Origin of the sequence: Vallitalea okinawensis (assembly GCF_002964605.1) — a bacterium.
In the GTDB taxonomy this organism is placed as follows: Bacteria; Bacillota; Clostridia; order Lachnospirales; family PQDH01; genus Vallitalea_A; species Vallitalea_A okinawensis.
The window spans coordinates 103,074-127,323 of sequence record NZ_PQDH01000008.1 but is presented as its reverse complement, the minus strand read 5'-3'; the positions used below and the strand labels follow the sequence as shown (position 1 = coordinate 127,323).

The following is a 24,250-nucleotide window of genomic DNA, read 5'->3' as shown; positions in this document are numbered from 1 at the left end:
AGGGAGTTTTATGGAACAAAAACAATATGTCATAGTAAGATTAGACCAAGAAATATATGGTGTAGATATACAGCAAGTACAAGTTATTGAGCGATTATCACGGATAACTCGTGTACCTCAAGCGCCTACCTTTATTAAGGGGGTAATCAACTTAAGAGGCGATATTATACCTGTGATGAGTCTTCGTGATAAGCTTAATATGGGTGTAGATGACTATACCAATGATACACGTATTATCATAGTGAAGACGAAGAAAAATGTTATGGGTTTAATTGTTGATGAAGTTAAAGAGGTTATGGATTTAGACACTTCTGATATGGAAAATGTTCATGAATTCTCAAGTAAAATCAATTCAGAGTACATAAAAGCCCTTGGAAAAGTAGACGGTGATATTGTTGTCATTTTAAATGTTAGTGGTTTAGTGGACAATAATTAAAATCTAAAAATGCGGGGAGATTTCGATGGAGCAATATACTTATGACGACTTAAATAATATGCAGATTGATGTTCTAAAGGAATTGGGTAATATTGGTGCAGGTAATGCTGTAACGGCTTTATCCAGTTTGATTAATCAAAAAGTAGACATGGCCACTCCTAAAGTCAATATTTTAGACTTTAAAGATGTAGCTAATGTCTTAGGTGGTGAAGAGAGGCAAGTTGCTGCCGTCTTATTAAATGTCACTGGTGATGTTAATGGCATCATGATGTTTGTATTAGACATAGCAGATGCTACACGACTTGTTAATCTGCTAATGGGAATGGAATCAACAGATGATAAACTTAGTGAAATGCAGATTTCTGCATTACAGGAGATAGGGAACATTATTGCGGGGGCTTATTTAAACTCTTTAGCGCAGCTTACAAATAAGAAAATGATTGCATCAGTTCCTTATTTGGCTATGGACATGGCAGCAGCCATACTAAGTGTTCCAGCGATAGAATTTGGTAAAATTGGTGATACAGTATTATTAATACAAACAGATTTTGGTGATGAAGTTGATAAAGTACAAGGTTATTTTCTCTTTGTGCCTGACATAGACTCCATTAATATTGTGTTAGGTTCTTTAGGGGTCATATAACGTGAGTACTGTAATTAAAGTAGGAATGGCAGACTTAAAAACATGTAAATACCCAGACCGTTTGACAACACTTGGACTGGGTTCTTGTGTTGGAATAGTACTGTATGACCCTATTACTAAAATAGGCGGGTTAGCACATGCTATGTTGCCGGATAGTAAACTCATCAATAATAACCAAAATATCGCCAAATTTGTTGACACTGGATCCAAAAAACTACTTGATGACATGATTAGACTTGGAGCAAATAAGAACAGAATCAGGGCTAAACTAGCAGGTGGTGCCCAAATGTTCAAATTCGACACAAGCAGTGATTTAATGAAAATAGGATACAGAAATGCTCAAGCAGCAAAAGCAAACTTAGCTGAGTTAGGGATAACTATTGTCGCAGAAGATACAGGGGAAAACTATGGGCGGACCATAGAGCTTAATACAGAAAATGGAGATCTCATTGTTAAAAGTATCGGTAAGGGGATAAAGACCATTTAAGGAGATATATAATGATAAGATATATTCATCATATATTAGCATTAGTTGCTGGTATACTTATTGGAATTGTAAGTATTGCCGTTAAAGATGATGTCATAACTTTCTTTACTAAGATTGTGTTGGCTATATTAAGCTTTTATTTTATAGGTTTATTTGTACGAAAGATGTTGTTCAATATAATGAAGAATGTAAATGATCAAGAAGTGGTTGATGATTTAGATGAAGCAATGATCGATGAAACAGAAGAGTTAGAAACTACACCACAAAATTTAGAAGGTGAAGAATAAATAACTTCTAGTATTGGGGGCAGCTATGCCAGATAAAAATATTGAGAAAATATGGATTGAGTATAAAAAAACTCATAGTAGCGATAGTAAAGAAAAGCTTATAGAGGAATACGTATCATTAGTTAAGTATGTAGCTGGCCGACTTAATATTTATCTTGGTAACAATGTTGAATATGATGACTTACTTGGATACGGTTATTTTGGACTTATTGACGCATTGGATAAGTATGATTTAAACAAGGGTGTTAAATTTGAGACATATGCTTCACTTCGTATAAGAGGTGCTATTTTAGACAATATAAGAAAGATTGATTGGGTACCCCGATCCTTGAGACAGAAGCAAAAAGATCTAGAAAAAGCATATACATCTCTTGAAATAGAACTTGGCCGACCAGCCACAGATGTAGAAGTTGCAGCCCAACTCAATATGAATATGAAAGAATTCAATAAATTAGTTTCCGATACCAATATATCCAATCTTGTATCCTTAGAGGATTATGTTGAGCAGCATAATGGTAATCACTTTAATTTAAAAGATAATTCAGAATATCAACCAGAAAAAGTCATGGAAAAAAATGAAACGATTCATATACTTGGTGATATGATTGATCTTTTACCTGAAAAAGAGCAAATTGTTATTACACTCTATTATTATGAAGAATTGACTTTAAAAGAAATTAGTCTTATACTTGGCGTATCAGAATCCCGTATTTCTCAGTTACACTCAAAGGCTTTATCTCGATTACGTGGTAAATTAGCTTTTATTCGCAATTAATATGACATTATATATAGAAACGTTGATGTACTAGGAAAATTCAGTAATAGCCTATTGAACTGAATGGAGTTAATATACAGTAACATAACAGTTTAAGAAGCATTAAACAGATATGCAAGTTATTTATTTTCGTATGTCTAAGATAAAATTTGGAGGGGATGTAAATGAAGGATAGCATACAATTAAGTATTTCACAAGATAATTTACTCGCAACATTAATTGTACTTCCTCCAGTTGATGAAGAAGAAATAACATTTGAACACATTGAGGAAGTTATATGTGAAAGTGGGATTGTATTTGGTATAGATCTTCAAGTTATTGAGCAATTAAAGCAAGAGATTATCTTAAATCAGGCATATGAGATTGCTCATGGTGAAGTCGCCAAAAACGGTATCGATGGTAAAATAATTTATGAATTTAATACAAATAAATTGATCAAACCATCACTCCTTGATGATGGTTCAGTAGATTTTCATAATCTAAACCTCATTAATAATGTTAAACAAGGAGATGTGATTGTTAGGATACAACCTGAACAAGAAGGTGAAGAAGGTACTGATATATATGGTGAAGCAATACAGCCACCGCCAGTGAAAAAGGCAATCCTTCCGAAACATGGTCCTAATATTTCAACAAGTGATGGTGGAAAAACTCTGGTATCGGATGTAGAAGGTCATGTAGACCTCATCTATGATAAAGTGGTGGTCAATGAGGTATTAACCATCAATGGTAATGTTGATCATGCTACAGGTGATGTTAATTATAATGGTAGTATAATGGTAACAGGTAATGTATTGAGTGGCTTCTCAGTTAAAGCAAAGAAGAATATAGAGGTACTGGGACTCGTTGAAGGTGCTACATTACTAGCGGGTGGAAATATTGTCATTCGTGGTGGTGTACAGGGAATGGACAAAGCAAGAGTCATATGTAACGGAAGTTTGGTGGTTAAGTATATATCCAATGCTTTCGTTAAAGCTAATGCTGCTATTAACACCAACTCCATTTTACATAGTGAAGTTAGTTGTAATGATGTTATTATTGTAAATGGCAAGGGACTGATATCTGGAGGAAAGGTACAGGCAAACCGGGAAATTTCTACAAAAGTAATTGGAACTTCCATGGGAACTAAAACCTTTATAGAGGTGGGTGTTGACCCAGATATCATGGAAAAATACCATGAGTTCAAGGAGAAAAAAAGTCAACTTGAAGATGAAATTAAAAAGTTAAAGCAAATTATAAAAGTATTAGAAGACAGACGTCAAAAGGGAATAATAAAACCTGATCGCATTCAAGTATTAGAAAAAAGTCATAAAACATTAGAAAAGTTGATCAAAGAATCAAAGGCTGCTGAAAATATTGTTATGCAGCTATTGCCTCTTATTGAAAATGTGCGAGAAGGTAAAATAAGAGCTGCAACATCAATTTATCCTGGAACTGTAGCTACTATAGGTTCTCAATCATTAGTTATACGTAATCAACTTGACAGATGTACTTTAGTTCTGGAAGGCGGAGAAGTAAGAGTTGCCGCATTTTAAGGAGGGGTTCTATGCCAATTCGACCTTTAGATATGCAAGTAATGATACCGAAATCAAGCCAAATCAGTAAACAAAGTCATCAAGAGTCTCATAAGTTTAATCAAGAACAGTTTAATCTCTCTATGGCTCAAAATAAGCAAAATGAGAAGAATCAACAAAAAGTCATAGCCCAAGATGAAAGTAATGGAGTTAAGTTTAATAAAGAACAAGAGAAGCGAAATAGGGAACAAAAACAAGGTAAACAGCAAAAGAACAAAAAGGAACAAAGTAAGAAAAAGGATAGTGGCTATAGTTTAGGTCATTTTGATGTCAAAGTATGAGGTGTAATGGATGGAACAGATCAGTTTTCTTATTATTTTATTACTCATTATAGGTATCGTACTCATCATTATATCTTTAATGCAAAAAGATCATCCTAAACAGTATAAAAATGATGACAATGATAAGAAGTATGAGGCATTGCAACCAAGTTTAGATGAAGCAAATCAAGCCATTAAAGACCTTAATGAACTTCATGAATACATGATGAGTGAGCTTAATAAAAAGCAGAAAGAACTAATGCTAATATATGATATTATAGATGAAAAAGAAAGAAAACTAAAAGAATTGCAAGAAATACCTTTGAAGGAGCCTATGAAAAATCAAAAAGTCATTAGTGATCCTTCTACTCTTGATGAAGAGTTATCAACACGAGAACGTGTAAAAGATATGTATGAAAAAGGTATGAATATCGAGACAATTGCTAAAACTCTCAATATAGGAAAGGGCGAAGTTCAATTATTGATTTCACTCTTTTTTAAAGAACATTAAGAGTAAAGGTAAAAAATTCTTTGAACTAGTTGATTTACCACATAACATGTGTTATACTATATAGCGTTTGAGAAAACACACGCATTCGGATTTTTAGAAAGGTGCCCATCGGGTTTTCTAATTCTCTAGGAAAGCTCTCAGAATTAAGTGAATGAAGTAAAAGCGTCTTCGTTCACGTCAATGAAACTTTCCTGCCGAAACAAGTTGCTGCGCAAACGTAGCGGAGTTACTTTTGTTCTAGTGGAAGAATGCGGAGGAAAAAACCAATTTACGGAGGTATATTATGAGCGTTATTTCAATGAAACAATTACTTGAAGCTGGTGTACATTTTGGACATCAAACTAGAAGATGGAACCCTAAAATGGCTCCATACATCTTCACAGAGAGAAATGGTATCTATATCATCGATTTACAAAAAACAAGCAGAAAAATCGACGAAGCATATGATGTAGTACGAAAAACTGTTGAAGAAGGCGGCAAAGTGCTTTTCGTAGGTACTAAGAAACAAGCTCAAGATGCAATTAAATCTGAGGCTCAAAGATGTGGAATGTACTTTGTTAACCAAAGATGGTTAGGTGGTATGTTAACTAACTTCAAAACAATCCAAGGTAGAATTAGAAGATTAAAAGAATTAGAGCAATGGGCTGAAGATGGCACATTCGAAGTTTTACCTAAAAAAGAAGTTATCAAGTTAAGACATGAAATGGACAAACTTGAAAGAAACCTTGGTGGTATTAAAGACATGAATGGTCTTCCTGATTTAATTTTCATCGTTGACCCAAGAAAAGAAAGAATTGCTATTCAAGAAGCTCACATTTTAGGTATTCCAATTGTATCAATTGTAGATACTAACTGTGACCCAGAAGAAGTTGATCATGTTATCCCTGGTAATGATGATGCGATTCGTGCTGTTAAGTTAATTGTTGCAACAATGGCTAACGCTGTTGTAGAAGCAAATCAAGGAAGCCAAGAGCATATAGAAGAAGAAGCAGTTGCTACAGAAGAAGCTCCAGCAGCTGAAGAAGTTAACGCATAATTTAACTTTAAAAGTTATTAAGCTTCAGCCGATTCAGCCAACTTTGTATTCGGTTGAAGCTTTTTGTCTACACATACTAAATACTCAAATCTTCCTATAGAGGTAAAAGATGGTTAGAGCTGAGTGTAGGATAAACGTAAATGATACGAAGATAAATGGAGGTAACGAATATGGCAATTACTGCAAGCATGGTTAAAGAGTTACGTGAAAAAACTGGCGCAGGTATGATGGATTGTAAAAAAGCTTTAAATGAAACAAATGGTGACATTGAAAAAGCTGTTGAATTTCTAAGAGAAAAAGGGTTAGCCGCTGCTGCTAAAAAAGCAGGAAGAGTTGCTGCTGAAGGTTTAGTTAAGACTGTTGTTTCAGATGATCACAAAGTTGGTGCTATAGTAGAAGTTAATTCAGAGACGGATTTCGTTGCTAAGAATGAAGATTTCCAAGTATATGTTAAAGAAGTAGCTGAGCAAGCGCTTAATACTAAAGCTGCTAATATTGATGAGTTCTTATCTGAAGCTTGGTCAGCTGAAGCAAGCAAGACTGTTAAAGACGTTTTAGTAGAAAAAGTAGCTAAGATTGGTGAGAATTTATCTATTCGTCGTTTTGAAAAAATTGATAATAATACAGTGGTTGTTGATTATATTCATGGTGGCGGTAGAATTGGTGTTTTAGTTGAGTTAGAATGCTCTGAGCCTAATGCAGCTATTTTTGAAATGGGTAAAAACGTTGCTATGCAAGTTGCAGCTATTAATCCTAAATATTTATCAAGAGAACAAGTTTCTAAAGAGTATATTGAAAAAGAAACTGAAATCTTAAAGCAACAAGCATTAAATGAAGGTAAGCCTGAAGCAATCGTTGAAAAAATGGTTGTTGGTCGTTTAAATAAACAGCTTAAGGAAGTATGTCTCTTAGATCAAGCGTATGTTAAAGATGGTGATTTAACTGTTGCAAAATATATTGCTAATACTGCTAAAGAAGCTGGTGTTGAAGTAACACTTAAGAACTTTGTTCGCTTTGAAACTGGCGAAGGTATTGAGAAAAAAGAAGAGAACTTTGCTGAAGAAGTTGCTAGACAAATCGGACAATAATAAACGTGAATGTATTTTACTGGGGGAAGATCATTGGTCTTCCCCTTTCTATGGGTGTCTAAAAATACTCGACAAATAGACTTAACTGTGATACATTATTATTGAAGGGAGTTCGCTCATGTACAGTAGAGTATTACTTAAATTAAGCGGAGAAGCTTTAGCTGGAGAAAAAGGATTTGGTTTTGATGAAGGTAACGTATTAATCGTTGCTGATCAAGTCAAACGTATTCTGAATAAAGGTACACAAGTTTCAATAGTTATCGGTGGCGGTAACTTCTGGAGAGGGCGTAGTTCTGAAAGAATGGACCGCACAAAAGCAGACCAGATTGGTATGATGGCCACTATTATGAATGCTATCTATGCATCTGAAGTTTTTCGTGGGGTAGGAATTAAAACAGTAGTTCAAACTCCTTTTCCAGTGGGAACCATGACAGAAACCTTTTCTAAAGATAGTGCAGTATCACATCTTAAAAATGGTACAGTTGTTTTCTTTGCTGGTGGGACAGGGCATCCTTATTTTTCGACTGACACTGGTGCAGCCTTGCGTGGTATTGAAACTGATTGTGACATCTTATTGTTTGCAAAAAATATCGACGGTGTATATGACAGCGATCCAAGTGTTAATCCTGAGGCTAAGAAATATGACGAAATTCAGTGCAGTGATATTGTAAAGAATGGTTTGCGCGTTATCGACATAACTGCAGCAAGTTTATGCTCTGATAATAATATGCCTGTACTCATTTTCGGACTCAATGAAGAAGATAGTATCGTCAACGCAATAGAAGGTAAGAAAATCGGTACTATAGTTCGAACGTAGTAAAACTATTATTTATACACTTATTCAATAGGAGGAGATGGTTAAATGCCTGATCAAGCACTAAAGAAATACGAAGAAAAAATGATAAAGACGATTCATGCTCTTGAAAACGACTATAACTCCATTAGAGCTGGTCGTGCAAACCCACATGTCTTAGACAAAATTACAGTTGATTATTACGGTTCACCAACTCCATTACAGCAAGTAGGAAATATAACAGTTCCTGAAGCTCGTTTATTACAGATTCAACCTTGGGATGCAAGTATCATTAAAGAAATTGAAAAGGCTATTTTAGCATCAGATGTTGGTATCACACCAAATAGTGATGGTAAAATTATTCGACTTGTTTTCCCTGAATTAACAGAAGAACGTAGAAAAGACCTTGTTAAAGACATCAAGAAAAAAGGCGAAAACTCTAAAGTAGCTATTAGAAATATTCGTCGTGATGCTATAGATCATTTCAAAAAAATGAAAAAGAATAATGAAATAACTGAAGACGATTTAGCTGATTACGAAAAAGAAGTTCAAGACTTAACTGATAAATTTGTTAAAGACATTGACATGCATATCGATAACAAGAGCAAAGATATTTTATCCGTTTAGTAATGAAGTAAGAATTTCCCCTCTAACCAGAGGGGGATTTTTTGGAATAGGAAAGTTTTTCAATACTTTGTTTTTGGAGGTTAGATATGTCTAAAAATTGGTATAATGAACTAGATAAAAATAGTATCCCAAAACATATTGCTGTCATCATGGATGGTAATGGCCGCTGGGCTAGGGAAAGAAATAAACTTCGGATGGAAGGTCATAAAGAAGGATCCAAAACGCTTAAGAAGGTAACAGATGCAGCAATTCGTTGTGGTATAAAGTATATGACTGTTTATGCATTTTCAACTGAAAACTGGAGTAGACCAGAAAAAGAAGTATCTTATCTAATGAATCTTCTTAGACAAGGATTAGATAAATATCGTAAGGATGCAATGGATAGTGATATTAAAATCAGTGTAATTGGCGATATATCACGACTGGATGATGACTTAAAGAAGAAGATAGCAAATGTAGTCAAGGCAACACAGCATCATAGAACTTTTAATCTTGTCATAGCCATTAATTATGGTAGTCGTGACGAAATTGTTCGTGCTGTAAAAAAAGTTAGCCAAGACATTAAAGAAGGTTCTCTCATGGTTGATGAAATAGACGAGCATGTTATGGATAAACATCTGGATACAAAGGATTTCCCAGACCCTGACTTACTGATTCGAACAAGTGGAGAGCAGCGTCTAAGTAATTATTTACTGTGGCAATTAGCTTATGCTGAATTCTATTTCACAGAAACAAAATGGCCAGATTTTGATGCTGAAGAACTTTATAAAGCGATTTATTATTATCAAACTCGTGATCGCCGTTTTGGTGCAATTTAAGGAGGCTAAGCTTTATGAAAACTCGTATTTTAACAGCTATTATAGCAGCGCCTATATTTATTGCGTTTATTTACATAGGTGGTCCTATGTTAGTTTTATTACTGTGTGCTATTAGTTTAATTGGTCTATTTGAGTTTTACAATGCTATTAAAGGTCCAATTAAGCCAATTAAGTCATTAGGGTTGTTGGCGACTGTTATTTTTTACTTTTTCTTAGTGGAGTATGGTCCTAACAATCAACTTTTTTTTGTTTTATCCTTTTGCTTTATAGTGACTTTGTTTGGAACACTAGTATTCACATACCCAAAATATAGTATATTAGATATAGGTACAACTTATTTTGGACTGATTTACGTGCCTGTCTTATTGTCATTAATTTATGTTATTCGAACCGGAGATAATGGACTTTACTTGGTGTGGTTTATTTTTTTAAGTGCTTGGAGCAGTGATACTTTTGCATATTTTGCGGGACGTTTATTTGGAACGAAGAAAATGGCACCAAAGCTAAGCCCCAAAAAAACTGTTGAAGGTCTGATCGGTGGCATATTTGGTAGTATAGTCGTTTGTTTGGTTTACGGATTAATTATTCAAAGAGGTTTTGGCGTACAAATCCCACAGCTACCAGTTATGGCAGTTCTTATTGGACTTTTTGGATCAGTATTTGGTGTTATTGGTGATTTGTCTGCTTCAGCTATAAAGAGGCACTTTAATGTTAAGGATTTTGGAAAACTGCTACCAGGGCACGGTGGCATTTTAGACAGATTTGATAGCATACTATTTACAGCACCTCTTGTATATATCATCATAACCATAGTGGTATAGTGCATATATTAATTAAGAAGTAAACTTATGAAGTGCTACAATTACACCAAAGATATATAAGCATTTGAGGTGATAGAATGAAGAAAATTAGCATCTTAGGTTCAACAGGGTCCATTGGTACCCAAGCAATCGATGTGCTAAAAAACTTGAAAATGGAAGTACTTGGGCTGACTGCTCATTCAAATATAGAACTCTTAGAGCAACAAATTTATGAATTACAGCCTTTAGTTGTTGCGGTTACTGACCATGAAAAAGCTCTTGAATTACGAAGGAGATTAAGAACCAATTTAGTCGAGACAAAAGTTGTTTCTGGGATTGAAGGGCTAATAGAAGTAGCAACTCTTGATGAAGTTGATATTGTACTTACTTCAATTGTGGGGATGGTAGGCTTAAGACCAACAGTTGCAGCTATTGAAGCAGGTAAACATATAGCTTTAGCTAATAAAGAAACACTTGTAACTGCTGGCGAATTAATCATGCCACTTGCTAAGCAACATGGTGTAATGATTTACCCAGTGGATAGTGAGCATTCTGCAATTTTCCAATGTCTTCAAGGTAATAATGCAAAAGAGGTAGAAAAAATTATACTTACTGCATCTGGTGGACCCTTTAGGGGCAAGACTATAAATGAGCTTAGAAATGTAACACTAAGTGATGCATTGAATCATCCTAACTGGAGCATGGGCAAAAAGATTACTATTGATTCTGCAACTTTAATGAACAAAGGGTTAGAGGTAATTGAAGCTAAGTGGCTATTTGATTTGGATATAAAGGATTTAGAAGTAGTGGTGCATCCACAAAGTATCATTCATTCCATGGTATTGTATCAGGATGGTTCTTACATGGCCCAATTGGGTCAGCCGGATATGCGGGTTCCGATACAATACGCTTTGACCTATCCAAAACGTATTAAAAACAATTTTCAAAGGTTGGATTTTACTGGGTTAAAGGATTTGACATTTGAGAAACCTGATCAAGGAACATTTCAATGTCTTCAATTGGCCTTTGATGCTCTAGCTCGAAAAGGAACTCAACCTACTGTATTAAATGCAGCTAATGAAGAGGCTGTTAATTTATTTCTAAATAACCAATGCAGTTTTCTTGATATACCAGAAATTATTCTTCAATCAATGGATGCACATAGAAACATATTAGAGCCAACATTAGATGATATATTAGAGGTTGAGAATTGGACTAGAAATTTTGTGAAAGGAAGGTGGTCAGAATAAATATAATTGTAGCTCTTATCGTATTTGGAATATTAGTTTTAGTTCATGAATTTGGTCACTTTATTGTTGCAAAGAAAAATGGTATCTTTGTAGAAGAATTTGCAATCGGTATGGGACCTAAAATCCTCAGTTTTAAGAAAGGTGAAACAGAATATTCATTACGCGTATTACCTTTGGGAGGATTTTGCAAAATGCTTGGTGAAGAAGAAGAGTCACATGATGAACGTTCTTTCAGCCAAAAATCTGTAGGTGCTAGAATGGCTGTTATAGCAGCTGGACCATTTATGAATTTTTTACTAGCATTCAGTATTCTGTTCATCTTTGCAATTAGCAGTGGGTACATTAGTAACACAGTAGATACTATAGAAGATGGAAAACCGGCTCAAGAAGCGGGATTACTACCAGGAGACGTCATAAAAGAAATTGATGGAGATAAAGTTCATATCTTTGAAGATTTAACTTTCTATCTTCAACAATCTAACGGAGAAGCATTTGATCTTGTCTTGCAACGTGATGGAGAAGAGATAGAGATGCGAATCACTCCTTTTTACGATGAGGACTTAAAGACCTATCGTATAGGAATAGCACCAAAAGTTGAAGAAGGTAATTTCTTTGGAGCTGTTTCCCAAGGTTTCTGGAAGATGATCTTCTATATAAAGGTTACAATAGTTGGTCTATTTCAGCTTGTTTCAGGCCAAGTATCAGCTGATCAAGTGGCAGGACCAATTGGAATCATCAATATTATAGGTGATTCATATGAACAAGGGCTCCAACAAAGCATATTAGCTGCATTAGCTAACCTTGCTCAGATTACGGTATTATTAAGTGCCAATCTTGGTGTGCTGAATTTATTACCAATACCTGCACTAGATGGTAGTCATTTAGTATTCTTAAGTATTGAAGCTATTCGTAGAAAACCAATGAATGCTACAATACAAAATACTGTCAATCTAGTTGGATTTGCATTATTGATGCTCTTAATGGTCGTTGTTGCTTATAATGATATCGTTCGGATATGGTTAACGAAATAAACAAGATGGACACAGGTCGAGGGTATTCCCTTACCTGTGTTTTATTATTTTATAGGAATCGAACATGAAATATTAAACATAAAGTATAATGAAAAATTGTCAGAAGTAGTATGCCACAAGGAAGATGAGGCAAAGTAGCGGGGTGTGCTAATGTACAAGAGCATTCTTTGACCGAAACCTGACGCCGTAACATGCTATTTATGGCATTTTTTAGTGTAGGAAAGTTCGTATTTTGCCTAAAAACAATGAGGCACCGGACCTCATTACTATTGATATATTTCGCTACTCGAAATGATCAAGCAAGGAATCCAACATTCCTGCACATACTTGAAATATGAAGTTAGTCACTTTTCTTGTTATTTTTATTACCTATAATGTACCAATAAATGCTATAATATAAAAAGTGGACAAAAGGTTTCATGATTTTGGGATTACTGATAATGAATTGATAATAGAGGTGAAAGAAATGTTTCAATATAAAAGACATAAAACTCGAGAGATCACTATCGGAAATGTGAAAATTGGTGGAGATAACCCAATTCTCATACAATCTATGACCAATACAAAGACAAGTGATGTAGCAGCTACCGTGAATCAAATACTTCAGTTGGAAGAAGCGGGATGCGAAATTATACGTGTAACAGTTAACGATCAGGGTGCTGCTGATGCCATAGAAGAAATTAAAAAACAAATACACATTCCTCTTGTTGCAGATATTCACTTTAATTATAGATTAGCTTTATCAGCGTTAGAAAATGGTATTGATAAATTACGCCTAAATCCTGGTAATATTGGTTCAGAGGAACGTATAAAAGCCGTAGTGGAATCTGCTAAAAGGCATAGTGTTCCTATTCGAATAGGTGTTAATTCAGGATCTCTAGAGCAAGAATTCATTGACCTTTATGGTGGTGTTACAACTAAGGGGTTAGTTGAAAGTGCAATGAAGCATGTTCGTATACTTGAGAGGTATGATTTTGAAGATATTGTGATATCTTTAAAAGCTTCTAATATAATGCGCTGTGTTGAGAGCTATAATATGCTTGCTTCAAAAGTAGATTATCCATTGCATATTGGCATAACAGAAGCGGGAACATTATATTCCGGTACCATTAAGTCATCAGCAGGTATTGGAATCCTCTTAGCACAAGGGTTCGGTGATACCTTACGAGTTTCTTTAACAGGTGATCCTGTAGAAGAAGTTAGGTGTGCTAAGCAGTTACTCCAAGCTATGGGACTTCGTACATTTGGTGTAGAGTTAATTTCATGTCCAACCTGCGGTCGTACAGAAATTGATCTTATTGAACTAGCCAATGAAGTTGAGGAACGTTTAGTTCGTATTAATAAAAATATAAAAGTAGCTATCATGGGCTGTGTTGTAAATGGACCAGGAGAAGCTCGAGAAGCGGATATTGGAATAGCGGCTGGTAAAGATGTTGGTTTAATCTTTAAAAAAGGAGAAATCATTAAGAAAGTTCCTGAGAACCAGTTATTAGATGAATTAATGACCATTATTGAAACATTATAGCAATACATTCCCTATTCAACTATTTACAACCTATTACCAACTGTATTCATGATGAAATGGCATGCAGATTGTGATATAATAGGTATCTATGCTCCATAAAATTGCTATTTTTATTGCGGGAATCAGGGGGATTCTAGATGAGTGAAACAAGTGGAAAAGGCTTTATTGAAGTCTTTAATAATATATATTTAGATGAATCCGTAAAAGGGATAATAGAACAAGTAACAGTAGAACGCATTGTCCTCCAAAAAGAGATGAAGGTTGTTCAAATCTTTATCTCTTCAGGAGAAATATTGTATGATCAGATAGTTGACCTATTAGAAGAGAAAATTAAATCCAATGTCTTAATAGATTATGATGTTGACTTGAAAGTAAGTTATAACATGGATCATAGTCTCAAACGCTTGATGCATTTATATTGGGATAATATTCTGTATAGGGTTAGGCAAGAAAGTCCGATTTGTTCTGGGATATTTTTAGAAAGTGAGTGGGAAGTTTTAGATAAAACGTTAATTATAACTGTTCCAAATCAAAATAAGCCTTTCCTATTAGGAAAGAACCTACATAAAATTATTGAGAAAAAGATCGTGGAAGAATTAGGGCATTCATTAAAAGTAGAATTTATTGAGCAAAAACTTTCTGAAGAACAAAAAGTCGAATACCATGAACAGCGAGAGGCCTACGAAAATCAATTAGTCAATGAAACTGTTACTAAGTTTCAAGTAGAAGCTAATAATCAGCAAGATCAACAAGGTAATCAGAAAGATAAGAAGGACTCTGACCAGCCAGACTATATTATTCTTGGTAAAGGTATTCAAGGGTCTACTGTGCCTATTAATGATATTGATGAAGAATCTGGTGATGTTATCATTGTAGGGGATATTTTGGCTGCCGAAAGTCGTGAAATAAAAGGTGACAGATTTATTGTTTCCTTTGATATAACAGACTACACCAATTCTATAACAGTTAAATCCTTCGTTAAGAAAAAGGATTTTGAAGAACGGGTAGGTTCAGCTGTAAAAAAGGGTGCTACTTTGAAAGTGAAAGGAAATGTCCAATACGATAAGTTTTCACAAGAAATAGTAGTCATGACAAGGAACATTGAAAAATCTAATATTAAGTTTAATTATAGGATGGATAACAGTAAAGAGAAAAGGGTTGAATTACATGCCCATACTCAAATGAGCGAAATGGATGCTACTGTATCAGCTTCTAAATTGGTTGCTAAAGCAGCAGAATGGGGTCATAAAGCAATTGCAATAACTGATCATGGTGTATGCCAAGGCTTCCCTGAAGCAGCTAATGCTGCTAAAAAACATGGCATTAAAGTTTTATACGGTGTTGAGGCTTATCTTGTAGATGATCTTAAGAAAGTTGTTGAGAATGGTAAAGGTGAATCCTTAGATGATTGTTTTGTCGTATTTGATATAGAAACCACAGGTTTTAATAAAAATGATGATAGTATCATTGAAATAGGTGCAGTTAAGGTTGAAGGTGGTGAAATTACTGGAGAATACTCTACCTTCGTTGATCCTCAACGAGACATACCTACTAAGATTACTGAATTAACGGGAATCAGAGATGAGGATGTAAGTGGAGCACCACTGATTAACGATGCACTTAAGGAGTTTTTGGACTTTGTTGGTGATGCAATTTTGGTTGCACATAATGCATCATTTGATGTAGGCTTTATAAAAAATAAGGCTGGGAAAATGGATGTTACAATCAATCATACTGTTTTGGATACATTGGAATTAGCTAGAGCTTTATTTCCACAGTTATCAAGACATCGCTTGAACAATATTGCCAAACATTTAGGTGTAAGCTTGGAAAATCATCACAGAGCCGTAGATGACGCAGTTGCAACAGCAGAGATATTTGTCAAGTGCATTGACCTCTTAAGAGAGGTAGATATACATTTACTGGAAGACATTAACTTCTATGCTGCCGATAAAGTAGATAAAAAGAAACTAAGAGCCAATCATGCAGTTATTTTGGTTCAAAATTATACTGGGCTAAAGAACCTATATGAGTTGACATCTATGGCTCATATTGAATATTTTTATAGAACACCACGTATCCCAAAGAGTCTATTTATGAAAAAAAGAGAAGGGTTAATCATTGGAACAGCCTGTGAAGCCGGAGAACTTTATAATGCTGTACTCAATAATGACCCACCTGAAAGAATACAGGAACTATGTCGATTTTATGATTATTTGGAGATACAACCTACTGGAAATAATAATTTTATGATTAAAAAAGGGCTTGTTCAGTCAGAGGAAGATTTACGTGAAAACAATCGTAAAATTGTTGCTTTAGGTGAGAAATACAATAAACCTGTTGTGGCAACATGCGATGTCCACTTTATGGAGCCTCAGGATGAAGTCTTTAGAAGAATACTTATGGCTGCTAAAAAGTTCTCAGACGCTGATGATCAGCCACCACTTTACTTCAGAACTACTGAAGAGATGCTTGAAGAATTTGCTTATCTTGGTAAAGAAAAAGCGAAAGAAGTAGTTATTCATAATACAAATCGAATTGCCGATATGATCGAAACCATTAAACCAATACCGGATGAGACGTTTCCACCACATATAGAAGGTTCTGATGAGGAATTAACTAAGATTACCATGGACAAGGCTATATCTATGTATGGTGATCCTTTACCAAAACCTGTAAAGGAGAGGTTGGATAGAGAGCTTGGTTCAATTATTAAGAATGGATTTGCTGTACTATATATCATTGCACAAAAATTAGTGTGGAAATCCATGGCGGATGGTTACCTCGTTGGTTCCCGTGGATCAGTTGGATCTTCTTTTGTAGCCACTATGGCTGGCATAACAGAAGTTAATCCTTTAGCGCCACATTATTACTGTGGTAAGTGTCAATACAGTGATTTTGATAGTGAAGTTGTAAAGAGTTTTGGTGGGGGATCTGGTTATGATATGCCTGATAAAGAATGCCCTGAATGTGGAACTATACTCATCAAAGATGGACATGATATACCGTTTGAAACCTTCCTTGGATTCGATGGTGACAAAGAGCCGGATATCGACTTGAACTTCTCTGGGGATTATCAGCCAAGAGCTCATGCTTACACAGAAGAACTTTTCGGCAAGAAGCAGGTATTTAAAGCTGGTACAATTGGAACTGTTGCTGAAAAGACAGCTTATGGATTTGTTAAGAAGTATTTAGATGAACGGAATATTATAGTGAGTAATGCTGAAATCAATCGACTACTTCAAGGATGTACCGGTGTTAAACGTACATCTGGACAGCATCCAGGAGGTCAGATGGTAGTACCACAAGGACATAGTATTGAAGAGTTTTGTCCTGTCCAGAGACCTGCAAATGATGTTAAATCCCATATAACTACGACTCACTTTGATTATCATTCTATATCAGGACGTTTATTGAAGCTAGATATATTGGGGCATGACGATCCTACTGTCATCCGTATGCTACAGGACTTAACAGGTATTGACCCTCAGGATATCCCTTTAGATGATAAAAAAGTAATGTCACTTTTTACATCCACAAAAGCTTTAGATGTTGAACCTGAAGAAATAGGCAGTCAAGTAGGTTCTTATGGATTACCTGAGTTTGGTACTAAGTTTGTTAGACAGATGCTTGTGGATACACAACCACATACCTTTTCAGAACTTATCCGTATATCAGGACTTTCTCATGGAACGGATGTATGGCTCAACAATGCTCAAGAGTTAGTACGTGCAGGGACGGCTACTTTATCAGAATGTATTTCTACTAGGGATGACATTATGGTTTATTTAATTTATGCTGGGGTAGAGAAAATTAATTCCTTTAAGATCATGGAAAAAGTAAGAAAAGGTAAGGGATTAACTCCTGAAGATGAAGCTGAGATGAAGGAGAGTGGTGTACCAAATTGGTATATTGACTCTTGTAAGAAGATTAAATACATGTTCCCAAAGGCCCATGCAGCCGCCTATGTGATGATGGCATATAGAATTGCCTACTTCAAGGTACATCATCCAGAGTGCTTTTACGCAACATTCTTCACCGTTAGAGCTGATGACTTTGACTATGAATTGATGTGTAGTGGTAAAGGAAGAGTTCAAACCACCATCAAAGAAATTGAGGATAAAGGGAATAGCATGTCAACGAAAGAAAAGGGTGTACTGACTATTCTAGAGATCGTATTAGAGATGTTATGTCGTGATATTAACTTTATTCCTATTGACTTATATACTTCTGATGCAGTTAAATTTCAGGTTACTGATGAAGGAATTTTACCACCTTTAAATGCCATTCAAGGACTTGGTAATACTGCTGCCTTTAATGTTATGGAAGCTAGGAAGGATGGAGAGTTTCTTTCGGTAGAAGAATTCAGACAACGGACAAAAGTTAGTAAAACTGTTATTGAAGTTATGAAAGAAAATAATATTCTAACAGGTATTCCTGAAACCAACCAATTAAGTTTGTTTTAATATAAAGCATATGTTTCCAAAAGAGGCATATGCTTTTGTACATCTACTGTCTAAATTCTATGATTTATGATTATTGAGGATGCATTAAAGGAGGTAAAAGAGATAAAGGTTGAACTATGGAGGGGTTATGGTATAATTAACTTAATTAACCAAATGAGATTCTGTACACGGGCATTAGAATTGAAAATTCAAAGAAGTTTTTTCAAACCTAAATACATGGTAGTTTGGAGGGATTACATGCCTCATATTAATTTAAAACTGTGGCCTGGAAGAAGTGAAGAGATGAAACAAGAAGTTGCTCAGCGCTTTACGGATGTATTAGTTGACACACTAAATGTTGATGAGAGTAGTATATCTATAGCCATTGAAGAAGTGAGCCTTGGAAATTGGACTGAACTTGTTTATGAAGAAGAAATACGACCCTTTAAAGATCGATTGTATAAACAACCAGGTTATGAACCTCAAAAAGAAGTAGAGGGTTCGAAAAAAAACTTTTTAGAGAAGGTTACCGCTTTTATCGTAAGAGATGAAAGAGAATTACTCCTTATCAGACATCCAAAAGCAGGTATTCAAATACCTGCTGGAACTGTGGAGCGTGGAGAAAATCATCATAAAGCCGTTTTTAGAGAAGCAACAGAGGAGACCGGATTACATAGTTTAAATCTACGGAAATATATCGGATTTGAAGAAAAGGTACTAAAAGATCCTTTTAGACGAATTTTATATAACACCAAAGTTTTTGCTGCATCAAATGATAAGAGTCTCACTTGTGCATCTTTACGTCGAGGATTAATGGTAGAAGTGATTAACGTACAAGATCACTTTGCACAAATCACCTATAAAGAATTTGAGAAAGGTAATAGTAAACGACTATCCTATAATATCACTGGCTGGGTACCTATAAATAAAACGACCCCTTTTGAAAAACGCCATTTTTACCATCTTCAATATCAAGGGAAAGGTAAAGAAAGGTGGGAAGTCAAGGCTGATAATCATATCTTTGAGCTATTTTGGGCGCCGCTTAATAATTTACCTCCGATTGTTTATCCACAGAATTTGTGGGTTCACCATTTGAGATAAATAAGGGTAATTGAATAGAGTCAAGTGAAATGAGAGTGATATTACGCCAGCTGGAAACATACACATGGTATCAAATTGACTTATAAATATTAAGAGCTTTATGAGCGTTGATATTCATCTAAGGCTATGGTATAATATAGTATAAGTTGAACTTTAACGATTTATCATGATAAAGTGGATGGAGGCGGTCGTATGAAGCGAGTACCAGAAATGGATGTATCTCGTTTAAATACAGTTTTAACAATTTTATTTGACAAAATAAAAAATAAGAATGATGATAATCAAGTATTACCGGTTATGTGGCAAATGATGCATATGTTTAGTTGCAGTCAACTGTCCAAACTTGTAGCCATGAAAAGAGGTCTAGATCCTGAGTTAGCGGGAATCATTGCAGCCCTTCATGATATTGGTGTCATAGAACTTAATGTACGTAAAGAACATGGAAAAAAGGGTGGCTCACTTATTATTAAGTGGTGTGAAACATATAATGAACAGTTGGCAGAAGAAGAAGGTATAATAACTACATCTGAGATAGCCACTATCAAAGAAGCTGTGGAGCATCATAGCGATAAGGATATATATACTGATGAAGATTACATTGAACTTATGAAAGATGTAGATGCTTTGGATCGTTATCTTCACGGTGTTGAAACTAAGGATGAATATGTATCACGTTGTGAAAAGGTTCTTGAAGAGCTAGGTATTCAGACACAGAACAGTGTACAAGAGACTAAAAATTTACTTTTTTCTATCCATTAATAATGCTTAGTAGAAAGGTTTAAATATGAATATAGTTAAAGCAAAGATGGAAGACTCAACCTACATTTTATCACTTATCAAACAATGTGTTGAGGTGATGAACAGAAGGGGAAATGACCAGTGGGATGAATATTACCCTAATATGGATGTAATAAATGATGATATAGAGTCTGGTGACCTTTACATTCTCAAGGATAATCATCACATACAAGGCATAATTACTTTAAATGACAAACAGGAAAAAGAATATCTTGATATACAGTGGGAATATTCTGAGGGAAGACAATTAATCGTCCATCGGTTAGCGATATCACCTAATTATCAAGGTCGAGGACTTGGTGATAAGTTAATGCAATTTGCTGAAGAAAAAGCAAGGGAATTGGGTTATGATTCTATACGTTTAGATACTTATGTAAAAAATAAAAAAGCAATCTATTTCTATGAAGCACGTGACTATATCAAAAGAGGAAATCTTTATTTTTCTCATCGAAAAGACCCTTTTATTGCATTCGAAAAAAAATTATAGGTGAAGGCACTGATTAACTGTTGTACATAGATCAGTGCCTTTTCTCATTAAGATTCTATAAAGGAATCTATATCTTTTTCAATAATCTTTAATCCATTTCTAAAAAAGCCTTCATCATGAAGATCAATATTAATCATTTTACCAACATCATAAATCGTATTCCTACCAGTTGCAGTTAACAATTGGTCATAAGCTTTTACGAAGGCTTCACCTTTTTCTTCAAATATCGCATATAGACCTTTACCAAAGAGTAAGCCAAATGCATATGGGAAGTTATAGAAGTTATGAGACGCATAATAATAATGAGGTTTGTTTAGCCACATATAAGGGTGAAGTCTGTTTGGATCTAATCCATCGCCATAAGCCTGCAGCTGTGCTTTCTTCATGATACTACATAACTCTTCTACAGATAATGACCCTTTTTCACGTCTTTTAAATAATTCGGATTCAAATAGATAGCGACTATAAATGTCAACAATAACTTGTGCAGCGCCTTGAAGGTAGTCTTCTAAAATACGTAATCTATCATCACCAGCTGCTGATTTTAAAGCTGCATTTGTTGCTATGGTCTCGCAAAATATAGATGCTGTTTCAGCCAAAGGCATAGGATAAGAACTGTTAATTATATCAGATTCCTTTAAACAAGCACCGTGGTAGCCATGACCAAGTTCATGAGCTAGGGTAATGGTATTAGATAAGCTGCCATCGAAATTTGCCAAAATACGACTTTCACCAATGCAATGTAGGTTAGCACAAAAAGCTCCACCCACTTTTCCTTCTCTTGGTTCAGCGTCAATCCAGTCGGACTCAAAAGCATTACTAGCATAAGCTCCAAGCTTATCGCTGAAATCTGAAAAATTGGATACTATAAATTTTTTAGCTTCATCATAGGAAAAGGATAAATCAGAAGATCCTAGTGGAGCAAAGAGATCATAAAAAGGTAAACCATTATCATGACCCAATAATTCAGCTTTTTTTCTAAAATATTTATGAAATACTGGTAAGCTTTCTTTGATAGCATTCATTAAAGCATCCAAAGTTTTTTGATCCATTCTTGAACTTATTAATGTCATTTCTATAGGAGATGTATAACCTCTCATCTTGCAATTTGAAATAACTTCACCTTTTATCGCGTTGAGGCATGCTGCTGATGATTTTGCAACTTTATCATAACTTTTTAATTCTGCATCATAGGCTTTTTTTCTAATAGTTGGGTCAGAATCAAATGCCATATTACGGACAATAGGCAAAGGAAGCTGCTTTTCTTCACCATCTATTTCAATATTAACTAAAAGTGTCGAAGTTAGCTGACTTTGAAGCTTAGACCAAGCATTGGACCCAGTATTCATCATTTCACTGATGATTTTCTCAGACTGTGTATCTAAGGTATATCGGGATAGACGTAGGAGTTCAGTGATAAAAAAAGAATACTCATTAAGCTCGTCATTGGATAACACATTTTGAATATCTTTAATTTTGAGTAAAACCTCTTGAAACTTAACCTCAATACCTGAAAGGCTTGGTAATAATGCTTCAATTCTCTCCACAGCATTCAAGGCAACTTGATTACTGGACTCAACAGAAAGTGTTAATCGAGCATAAGCAGAATATTTTTCAATGAGTGATTGTAAGCTACTATATTGCTTTAAGTAGGCGATAAGTTGATCATTTACAGAACTATGATCAAATCCTTCAAGTGTGCCATTCAATTTTTCAATAAGTTGGTTAATTGTATTGTAATCATCAGTGTAATTTGGATCATCAAAACCTTGATAAAGCGCCTTTAGATTCCAACGTTGATTCATAATCATTCCCACCTTTCAATTTACTTATCATTTTGCAAGTTGACTTGTTTTTATACTCAAAAGTAATAATATGATTATAACTTTATCTGGTAATACCGTCAACTTTAGCGAAGAAATTTCTGCCAATGATCATGTTAAGAATGTTTAGCTATATTATTTTATATTACAAGGCTTAAGAACTATATATAACCAAAATATTGATGCAATATCGAGGGTGTTATGATATAATCGTATTGTCTATAAGTATATTGTTTTGAGTAGTGGCTTGTTGATGGTTTTTATGCCTTTTATGATATAGGAATAAATTTAAATTTGGAGGTACTGCATGAAGTACAAAAACAAAGTAGTCGTTGTAACTGGAGCTGGACAAGGTATTGGAGCATGTGTTGCCCGTAAATATGCTGGTGAAGGGGCAATTGTCATGTTAATTGATCTTGATAAGGAAGCTGGGCTAGAAAATAAAGCTTATATTGAAGAAGCTGGCTATGCATGCATGTTCTTTCAAGGTGATGTTAGTAATGAAAATGACATGATAGATATTTTTACCAAAATTGGACAGCAATATAATAAAATAGATATTCTCATTAATAATGCTGCTGTTGGAGATAGTGGCTCTATATGTGATCGTAGCATTGAGGAATGGAACAGAGTTATTGCTGTTAACCTAACAGGACCCTACATCGTTTCTAAACAAGCTGTTTTACATATGGTCGATGGTGGCAGTATCATTAATCTTTGCTCAACACGTGCATTAATGTCAGAACCTCATACAGAACCATATACAGCTTCTAAAGGAGGCTTATTAGCTTTAACCCATTCTTTAGCAGTTTCATTGGGTCCAAGAGTAAGAGTTAATGCTATAAGTCCAGGATGGATAGATGTATCTCAATGGAAAAAAATAAGAGAGCGTAAATTTACACATATATCTGAAGAAGAGCATTTACAGCATCCTGCAGGTAGAGTAGGAAAACCTGAAGATATTGCTGCAGCATGCATGTTTTTAACAAGTCATGAGGCAGAATTTATAACAGGTACCAACTTAGTGATTGACGGTGGTATGTCCGTTAAGATGATTTATGAATAGATGAGGTGTTTTAATGGCAACTATGATTAATCAGTGGGAGCATATTAAAAAGCAGAGAATTAAATACGGAGCTCTTTTTATTGGTTGTTGTATTCTAGTTTTAGTTGGATTTTTATTGAATTCATACTTAAAGGCTGATTATTATTTTTATATATTATTTGTAAATATCTTGATCGTTTTGGCTACAGCTTATTTTGGAGTAAAATTCATTATGTATCTTCCCTTTAAGATTAGTCCAGATGGAAATAGAGACCTACTTAATCAACTTTCAGATCAATTTTGCATTATAAATGGTGTTTTACTTAATAATGAGAACTATAGAGCTTATTTTGAGCACGTTATTGTAGGAACTAATAAAATCTACTTTATCCATCTTGGTGGACAAGATGCAAGGAAGGTAAAGCAATATAATATTGTTATTAAAGATATTATTAATTCAAGAGAAATGAAAACAGGATTTAAGATTGTCTATGATCAAATTGATTTTGAAAACTTAATGAAACAATTAGCTAGCCGTGATAATGGTCCAGTAACTCAACATCAAAAGAAGATAGTGGATACAATAAAGCATATTGCAGTATAGGAGAAA

The 24,250-nt window shown here is 34.8% G+C and carries 24 protein-coding genes; 23 read left to right on the top strand and 1 reads right to left on the bottom strand.

The window, feature by feature from the left end:
• The first annotated feature begins 10 nt into the window (after positions 1 to 10).
• The 21 genes from C1Y58_RS19540 to C1Y58_RS19440 all read left to right on the top strand — a co-directional run bounded on the left by C1Y58_RS19540 (position 11) and on the right by C1Y58_RS19440 (position 20,772).
• A complete protein-coding gene (locus C1Y58_RS19540) occupies positions 11 to 436 on the top strand; it encodes a chemotaxis protein CheW (protein WP_242985441.1) in 426 nt (141 codons plus the stop codon).
• Between the two features lie 25 nt (positions 437 to 461).
• Complete coding sequence (locus C1Y58_RS19535; protein ID WP_105618033.1) at positions 462 to 1,079, top strand: chemotaxis protein CheC; 618 nt, start codon at positions 462 to 464, stop codon at positions 1,077 to 1,079.
• 1 nt (position 1,080) lies between these two features.
• Positions 1,081 to 1,566, top strand: coding sequence for a chemotaxis protein CheD (locus C1Y58_RS19530; protein WP_105618032.1), 486 nt, complete (start codon positions 1,081 to 1,083; stop codon positions 1,564 to 1,566).
• Between the two features lie 11 nt (positions 1,567 to 1,577).
• Entirely contained in the window at positions 1,578 to 1,853 is a 276-nt protein-coding gene (locus C1Y58_RS19525) for a hypothetical protein (RefSeq protein WP_105618031.1), read from the top strand.
• Positions 1,854 to 1,878: 25 nt separating this feature from the next.
• Entirely contained in the window at positions 1,879 to 2,628 is a 750-nt protein-coding gene (locus C1Y58_RS19520; protein ID WP_105618030.1) for a FliA/WhiG family RNA polymerase sigma factor, read from the top strand.
• Positions 2,629 to 2,792: 164 nt separating this feature from the next.
• Positions 2,793 to 4,163, top strand: a complete 1,371-nt coding sequence (locus C1Y58_RS19515; protein ID WP_105618029.1) for a DUF342 domain-containing protein — start codon at positions 2,793 to 2,795, stop codon at positions 4,161 to 4,163.
• Positions 4,164 to 4,174: 11 nt separating this feature from the next.
• A complete protein-coding gene (locus C1Y58_RS19510) occupies positions 4,175 to 4,483 on the top strand; it encodes a hypothetical protein (protein WP_105618028.1) in 309 nt (102 codons plus the stop codon).
• Between the two features lie 10 nt (positions 4,484 to 4,493).
• Positions 4,494 to 4,973, top strand: a complete 480-nt coding sequence (locus tag C1Y58_RS19505) for a DUF6115 domain-containing protein (protein WP_105618027.1) — start codon at positions 4,494 to 4,496, stop codon at positions 4,971 to 4,973.
• A 283-nt stretch (positions 4,974 to 5,256) separates the two neighbouring features.
• Complete coding sequence (gene rpsB, locus C1Y58_RS19500) at positions 5,257 to 6,009, top strand: 30S ribosomal protein S2 (RefSeq protein WP_105618026.1); 753 nt, start codon at positions 5,257 to 5,259, stop codon at positions 6,007 to 6,009.
• Positions 6,010 to 6,179: 170 nt separating this feature from the next.
• The gene (gene tsf / locus C1Y58_RS19495; RefSeq protein ID WP_105618025.1) at positions 6,180 to 7,097 is read left to right on the top strand and encodes a translation elongation factor Ts; all 918 of its coding nucleotides are present in this window, start codon (positions 6,180 to 6,182) and stop codon (positions 7,095 to 7,097) included.
• A gap of 118 nt (positions 7,098 to 7,215) precedes the next feature.
• Positions 7,216 to 7,914: a UMP kinase gene (gene pyrH, locus C1Y58_RS19490; protein WP_105618024.1), complete on the top strand. Its 699-nt coding sequence runs from the start codon at positions 7,216 to 7,218 to the stop codon at positions 7,912 to 7,914.
• 45 nt (positions 7,915 to 7,959) lie between these two features.
• Positions 7,960 to 8,517, top strand: a complete 558-nt coding sequence (frr, locus tag C1Y58_RS19485) for a ribosome recycling factor (RefSeq protein ID WP_105618023.1) — start codon at positions 7,960 to 7,962, stop codon at positions 8,515 to 8,517.
• An 86-nt stretch (positions 8,518 to 8,603) separates the two neighbouring features.
• Positions 8,604 to 9,335 carry an isoprenyl transferase gene (locus tag C1Y58_RS19480; RefSeq protein ID WP_105618022.1) on the top strand — a complete coding sequence of 244 codons (732 nt, stop codon included), beginning with the start codon at positions 8,604 to 8,606 and terminating at the stop codon, positions 9,333 to 9,335.
• A gap of 14 nt (positions 9,336 to 9,349) precedes the next feature.
• Positions 9,350 to 10,156, top strand: a complete 807-nt coding sequence (locus C1Y58_RS19475) for a phosphatidate cytidylyltransferase (RefSeq protein ID WP_105618021.1) — start codon at positions 9,350 to 9,352, stop codon at positions 10,154 to 10,156.
• Between the two features lie 77 nt (positions 10,157 to 10,233).
• Positions 10,234 to 11,385, top strand: a complete 1,152-nt coding sequence (locus C1Y58_RS19470; protein ID WP_105618020.1) for a 1-deoxy-D-xylulose-5-phosphate reductoisomerase — start codon at positions 10,234 to 10,236, stop codon at positions 11,383 to 11,385.
• Entirely contained in the window at positions 11,373 to 12,416 is a 1,044-nt protein-coding gene (gene rseP / locus C1Y58_RS19465; RefSeq protein WP_105618019.1) for an RIP metalloprotease RseP, read from the top strand. Before C1Y58_RS19470 ends, rseP begins: the two co-directional genes overlap by 13 nt.
• Positions 12,417 to 12,882: 466 nt before the next feature.
• On the top strand, positions 12,883 to 13,941 hold the full coding sequence (gene ispG, locus C1Y58_RS19460) for a flavodoxin-dependent (E)-4-hydroxy-3-methylbut-2-enyl-diphosphate synthase (protein WP_105618018.1): 1,059 nt from the start codon (positions 12,883 to 12,885) through the stop codon (positions 13,939 to 13,941).
• 137 nt (positions 13,942 to 14,078) lie between these two features.
• Positions 14,079 to 18,407 (top strand): PolC-type DNA polymerase III, encoded by a 4,329-nt coding sequence (locus tag C1Y58_RS19455; RefSeq protein WP_105618017.1) that lies wholly within the window; start codon positions 14,079 to 14,081, stop codon positions 18,405 to 18,407.
• A gap of 237 nt (positions 18,408 to 18,644) precedes the next feature.
• Entirely contained in the window at positions 18,645 to 19,487 is an 843-nt protein-coding gene (locus C1Y58_RS19450; RefSeq protein WP_105618016.1) for an NUDIX domain-containing protein, read from the top strand.
• Between the two features lie 192 nt (positions 19,488 to 19,679).
• Positions 19,680 to 20,246: an HD domain-containing protein gene (locus tag C1Y58_RS19445; RefSeq protein ID WP_105618015.1), complete on the top strand. Its 567-nt coding sequence runs from the start codon at positions 19,680 to 19,682 to the stop codon at positions 20,244 to 20,246.
• A gap of 25 nt (positions 20,247 to 20,271) precedes the next feature.
• On the top strand, positions 20,272 to 20,772 hold the full coding sequence (locus tag C1Y58_RS19440) for a GNAT family N-acetyltransferase (RefSeq protein ID WP_105618014.1): 501 nt from the start codon (positions 20,272 to 20,274) through the stop codon (positions 20,770 to 20,772).
• 47 nt (positions 20,773 to 20,819) lie between these two features.
• Here C1Y58_RS19440 and C1Y58_RS19435 read toward each other — a convergent pair whose 3' ends face one another.
• Positions 20,820 to 22,577 carry a M3 family oligoendopeptidase gene (locus C1Y58_RS19435; protein ID WP_105618013.1) on the bottom strand — a complete coding sequence of 586 codons (1,758 nt, stop codon included), beginning with the start codon at positions 22,575 to 22,577 and terminating at the stop codon, positions 20,820 to 20,822.
• Positions 22,578 to 22,902: 325 nt separating this feature from the next.
• On the opposite strand from C1Y58_RS19435, the gene C1Y58_RS19430 reads away from it, so the two are divergent.
• Both C1Y58_RS19430 and C1Y58_RS19425 read left to right on the top strand, forming a co-directional pair.
• Positions 22,903 to 23,661, top strand: a complete 759-nt coding sequence (locus tag C1Y58_RS19430) for a glucose 1-dehydrogenase (protein ID WP_105618012.1) — start codon at positions 22,903 to 22,905, stop codon at positions 23,659 to 23,661.
• 13 nt (positions 23,662 to 23,674) lie between these two features.
• Positions 23,675 to 24,244: a hypothetical protein gene (locus tag C1Y58_RS19425; protein ID WP_105618011.1), complete on the top strand. Its 570-nt coding sequence runs from the start codon at positions 23,675 to 23,677 to the stop codon at positions 24,242 to 24,244.
• The last annotated feature ends 6 nt before the right edge of the window (positions 24,245 to 24,250 follow it).

Excerpts from the sequence above, each read along its gene's own strand:
- C1Y58_RS19540 (WP_242985441.1), top strand. The coding sequence starts at position 11 with ATGGAACAAAAACAATATGTCATAGTAAGATTAGACCAAGAAATATAT.
- C1Y58_RS19535 (WP_105618033.1), top strand. The coding sequence starts at position 462 with ATGGAGCAATATACTTATGACGACTTAAATAATATGCAGATTGATGTT.
- C1Y58_RS19525 (WP_105618031.1), top strand. The coding sequence starts at position 1,578 with ATGATAAGATATATTCATCATATATTAGCATTAGTTGCTGGTATACTT.
- C1Y58_RS19520 (WP_105618030.1), top strand. The coding sequence starts at position 1,879 with ATGCCAGATAAAAATATTGAGAAAATATGGATTGAGTATAAAAAAACT.
- C1Y58_RS19515 (WP_105618029.1), top strand. The coding sequence starts at position 2,793 with ATGAAGGATAGCATACAATTAAGTATTTCACAAGATAATTTACTCGCA.
- C1Y58_RS19510 (WP_105618028.1), top strand. The coding sequence starts at position 4,175 with ATGCCAATTCGACCTTTAGATATGCAAGTAATGATACCGAAATCAAGC.
- C1Y58_RS19505 (WP_105618027.1), top strand. The coding sequence starts at position 4,494 with ATGGAACAGATCAGTTTTCTTATTATTTTATTACTCATTATAGGTATC.
- rpsB (WP_105618026.1), top strand. The coding sequence starts at position 5,257 with ATGAGCGTTATTTCAATGAAACAATTACTTGAAGCTGGTGTACATTTT.
- tsf (WP_105618025.1), top strand. The coding sequence starts at position 6,180 with ATGGCAATTACTGCAAGCATGGTTAAAGAGTTACGTGAAAAAACTGGC.
- pyrH (WP_105618024.1), top strand. The coding sequence starts at position 7,216 with ATGTACAGTAGAGTATTACTTAAATTAAGCGGAGAAGCTTTAGCTGGA.
- frr (WP_105618023.1), top strand. The coding sequence starts at position 7,960 with ATGCCTGATCAAGCACTAAAGAAATACGAAGAAAAAATGATAAAGACG.
- C1Y58_RS19480 (WP_105618022.1), top strand. The coding sequence starts at position 8,604 with ATGTCTAAAAATTGGTATAATGAACTAGATAAAAATAGTATCCCAAAA.
- C1Y58_RS19475 (WP_105618021.1), top strand. The coding sequence starts at position 9,350 with ATGAAAACTCGTATTTTAACAGCTATTATAGCAGCGCCTATATTTATT.
- C1Y58_RS19470 (WP_105618020.1), top strand. The coding sequence starts at position 10,234 with ATGAAGAAAATTAGCATCTTAGGTTCAACAGGGTCCATTGGTACCCAA.
- ispG (WP_105618018.1), top strand. The coding sequence starts at position 12,883 with ATGTTTCAATATAAAAGACATAAAACTCGAGAGATCACTATCGGAAAT.
- C1Y58_RS19455 (WP_105618017.1), top strand. The coding sequence starts at position 14,079 with ATGAGTGAAACAAGTGGAAAAGGCTTTATTGAAGTCTTTAATAATATA.
- C1Y58_RS19450 (WP_105618016.1), top strand. The coding sequence starts at position 18,645 with ATGCCTCATATTAATTTAAAACTGTGGCCTGGAAGAAGTGAAGAGATG.
- C1Y58_RS19445 (WP_105618015.1), top strand. The coding sequence starts at position 19,680 with ATGAAGCGAGTACCAGAAATGGATGTATCTCGTTTAAATACAGTTTTA.
- C1Y58_RS19440 (WP_105618014.1), top strand. The coding sequence starts at position 20,272 with ATGAATATAGTTAAAGCAAAGATGGAAGACTCAACCTACATTTTATCA.
- C1Y58_RS19435 (WP_105618013.1), bottom strand. The coding sequence starts at position 22,577 with ATGAATCAACGTTGGAATCTAAAGGCGCTTTATCAAGGTTTTGATGAT.
- C1Y58_RS19430 (WP_105618012.1), top strand. The coding sequence starts at position 22,903 with ATGAAGTACAAAAACAAAGTAGTCGTTGTAACTGGAGCTGGACAAGGT.
- C1Y58_RS19425 (WP_105618011.1), top strand. The coding sequence starts at position 23,675 with ATGGCAACTATGATTAATCAGTGGGAGCATATTAAAAAGCAGAGAATT.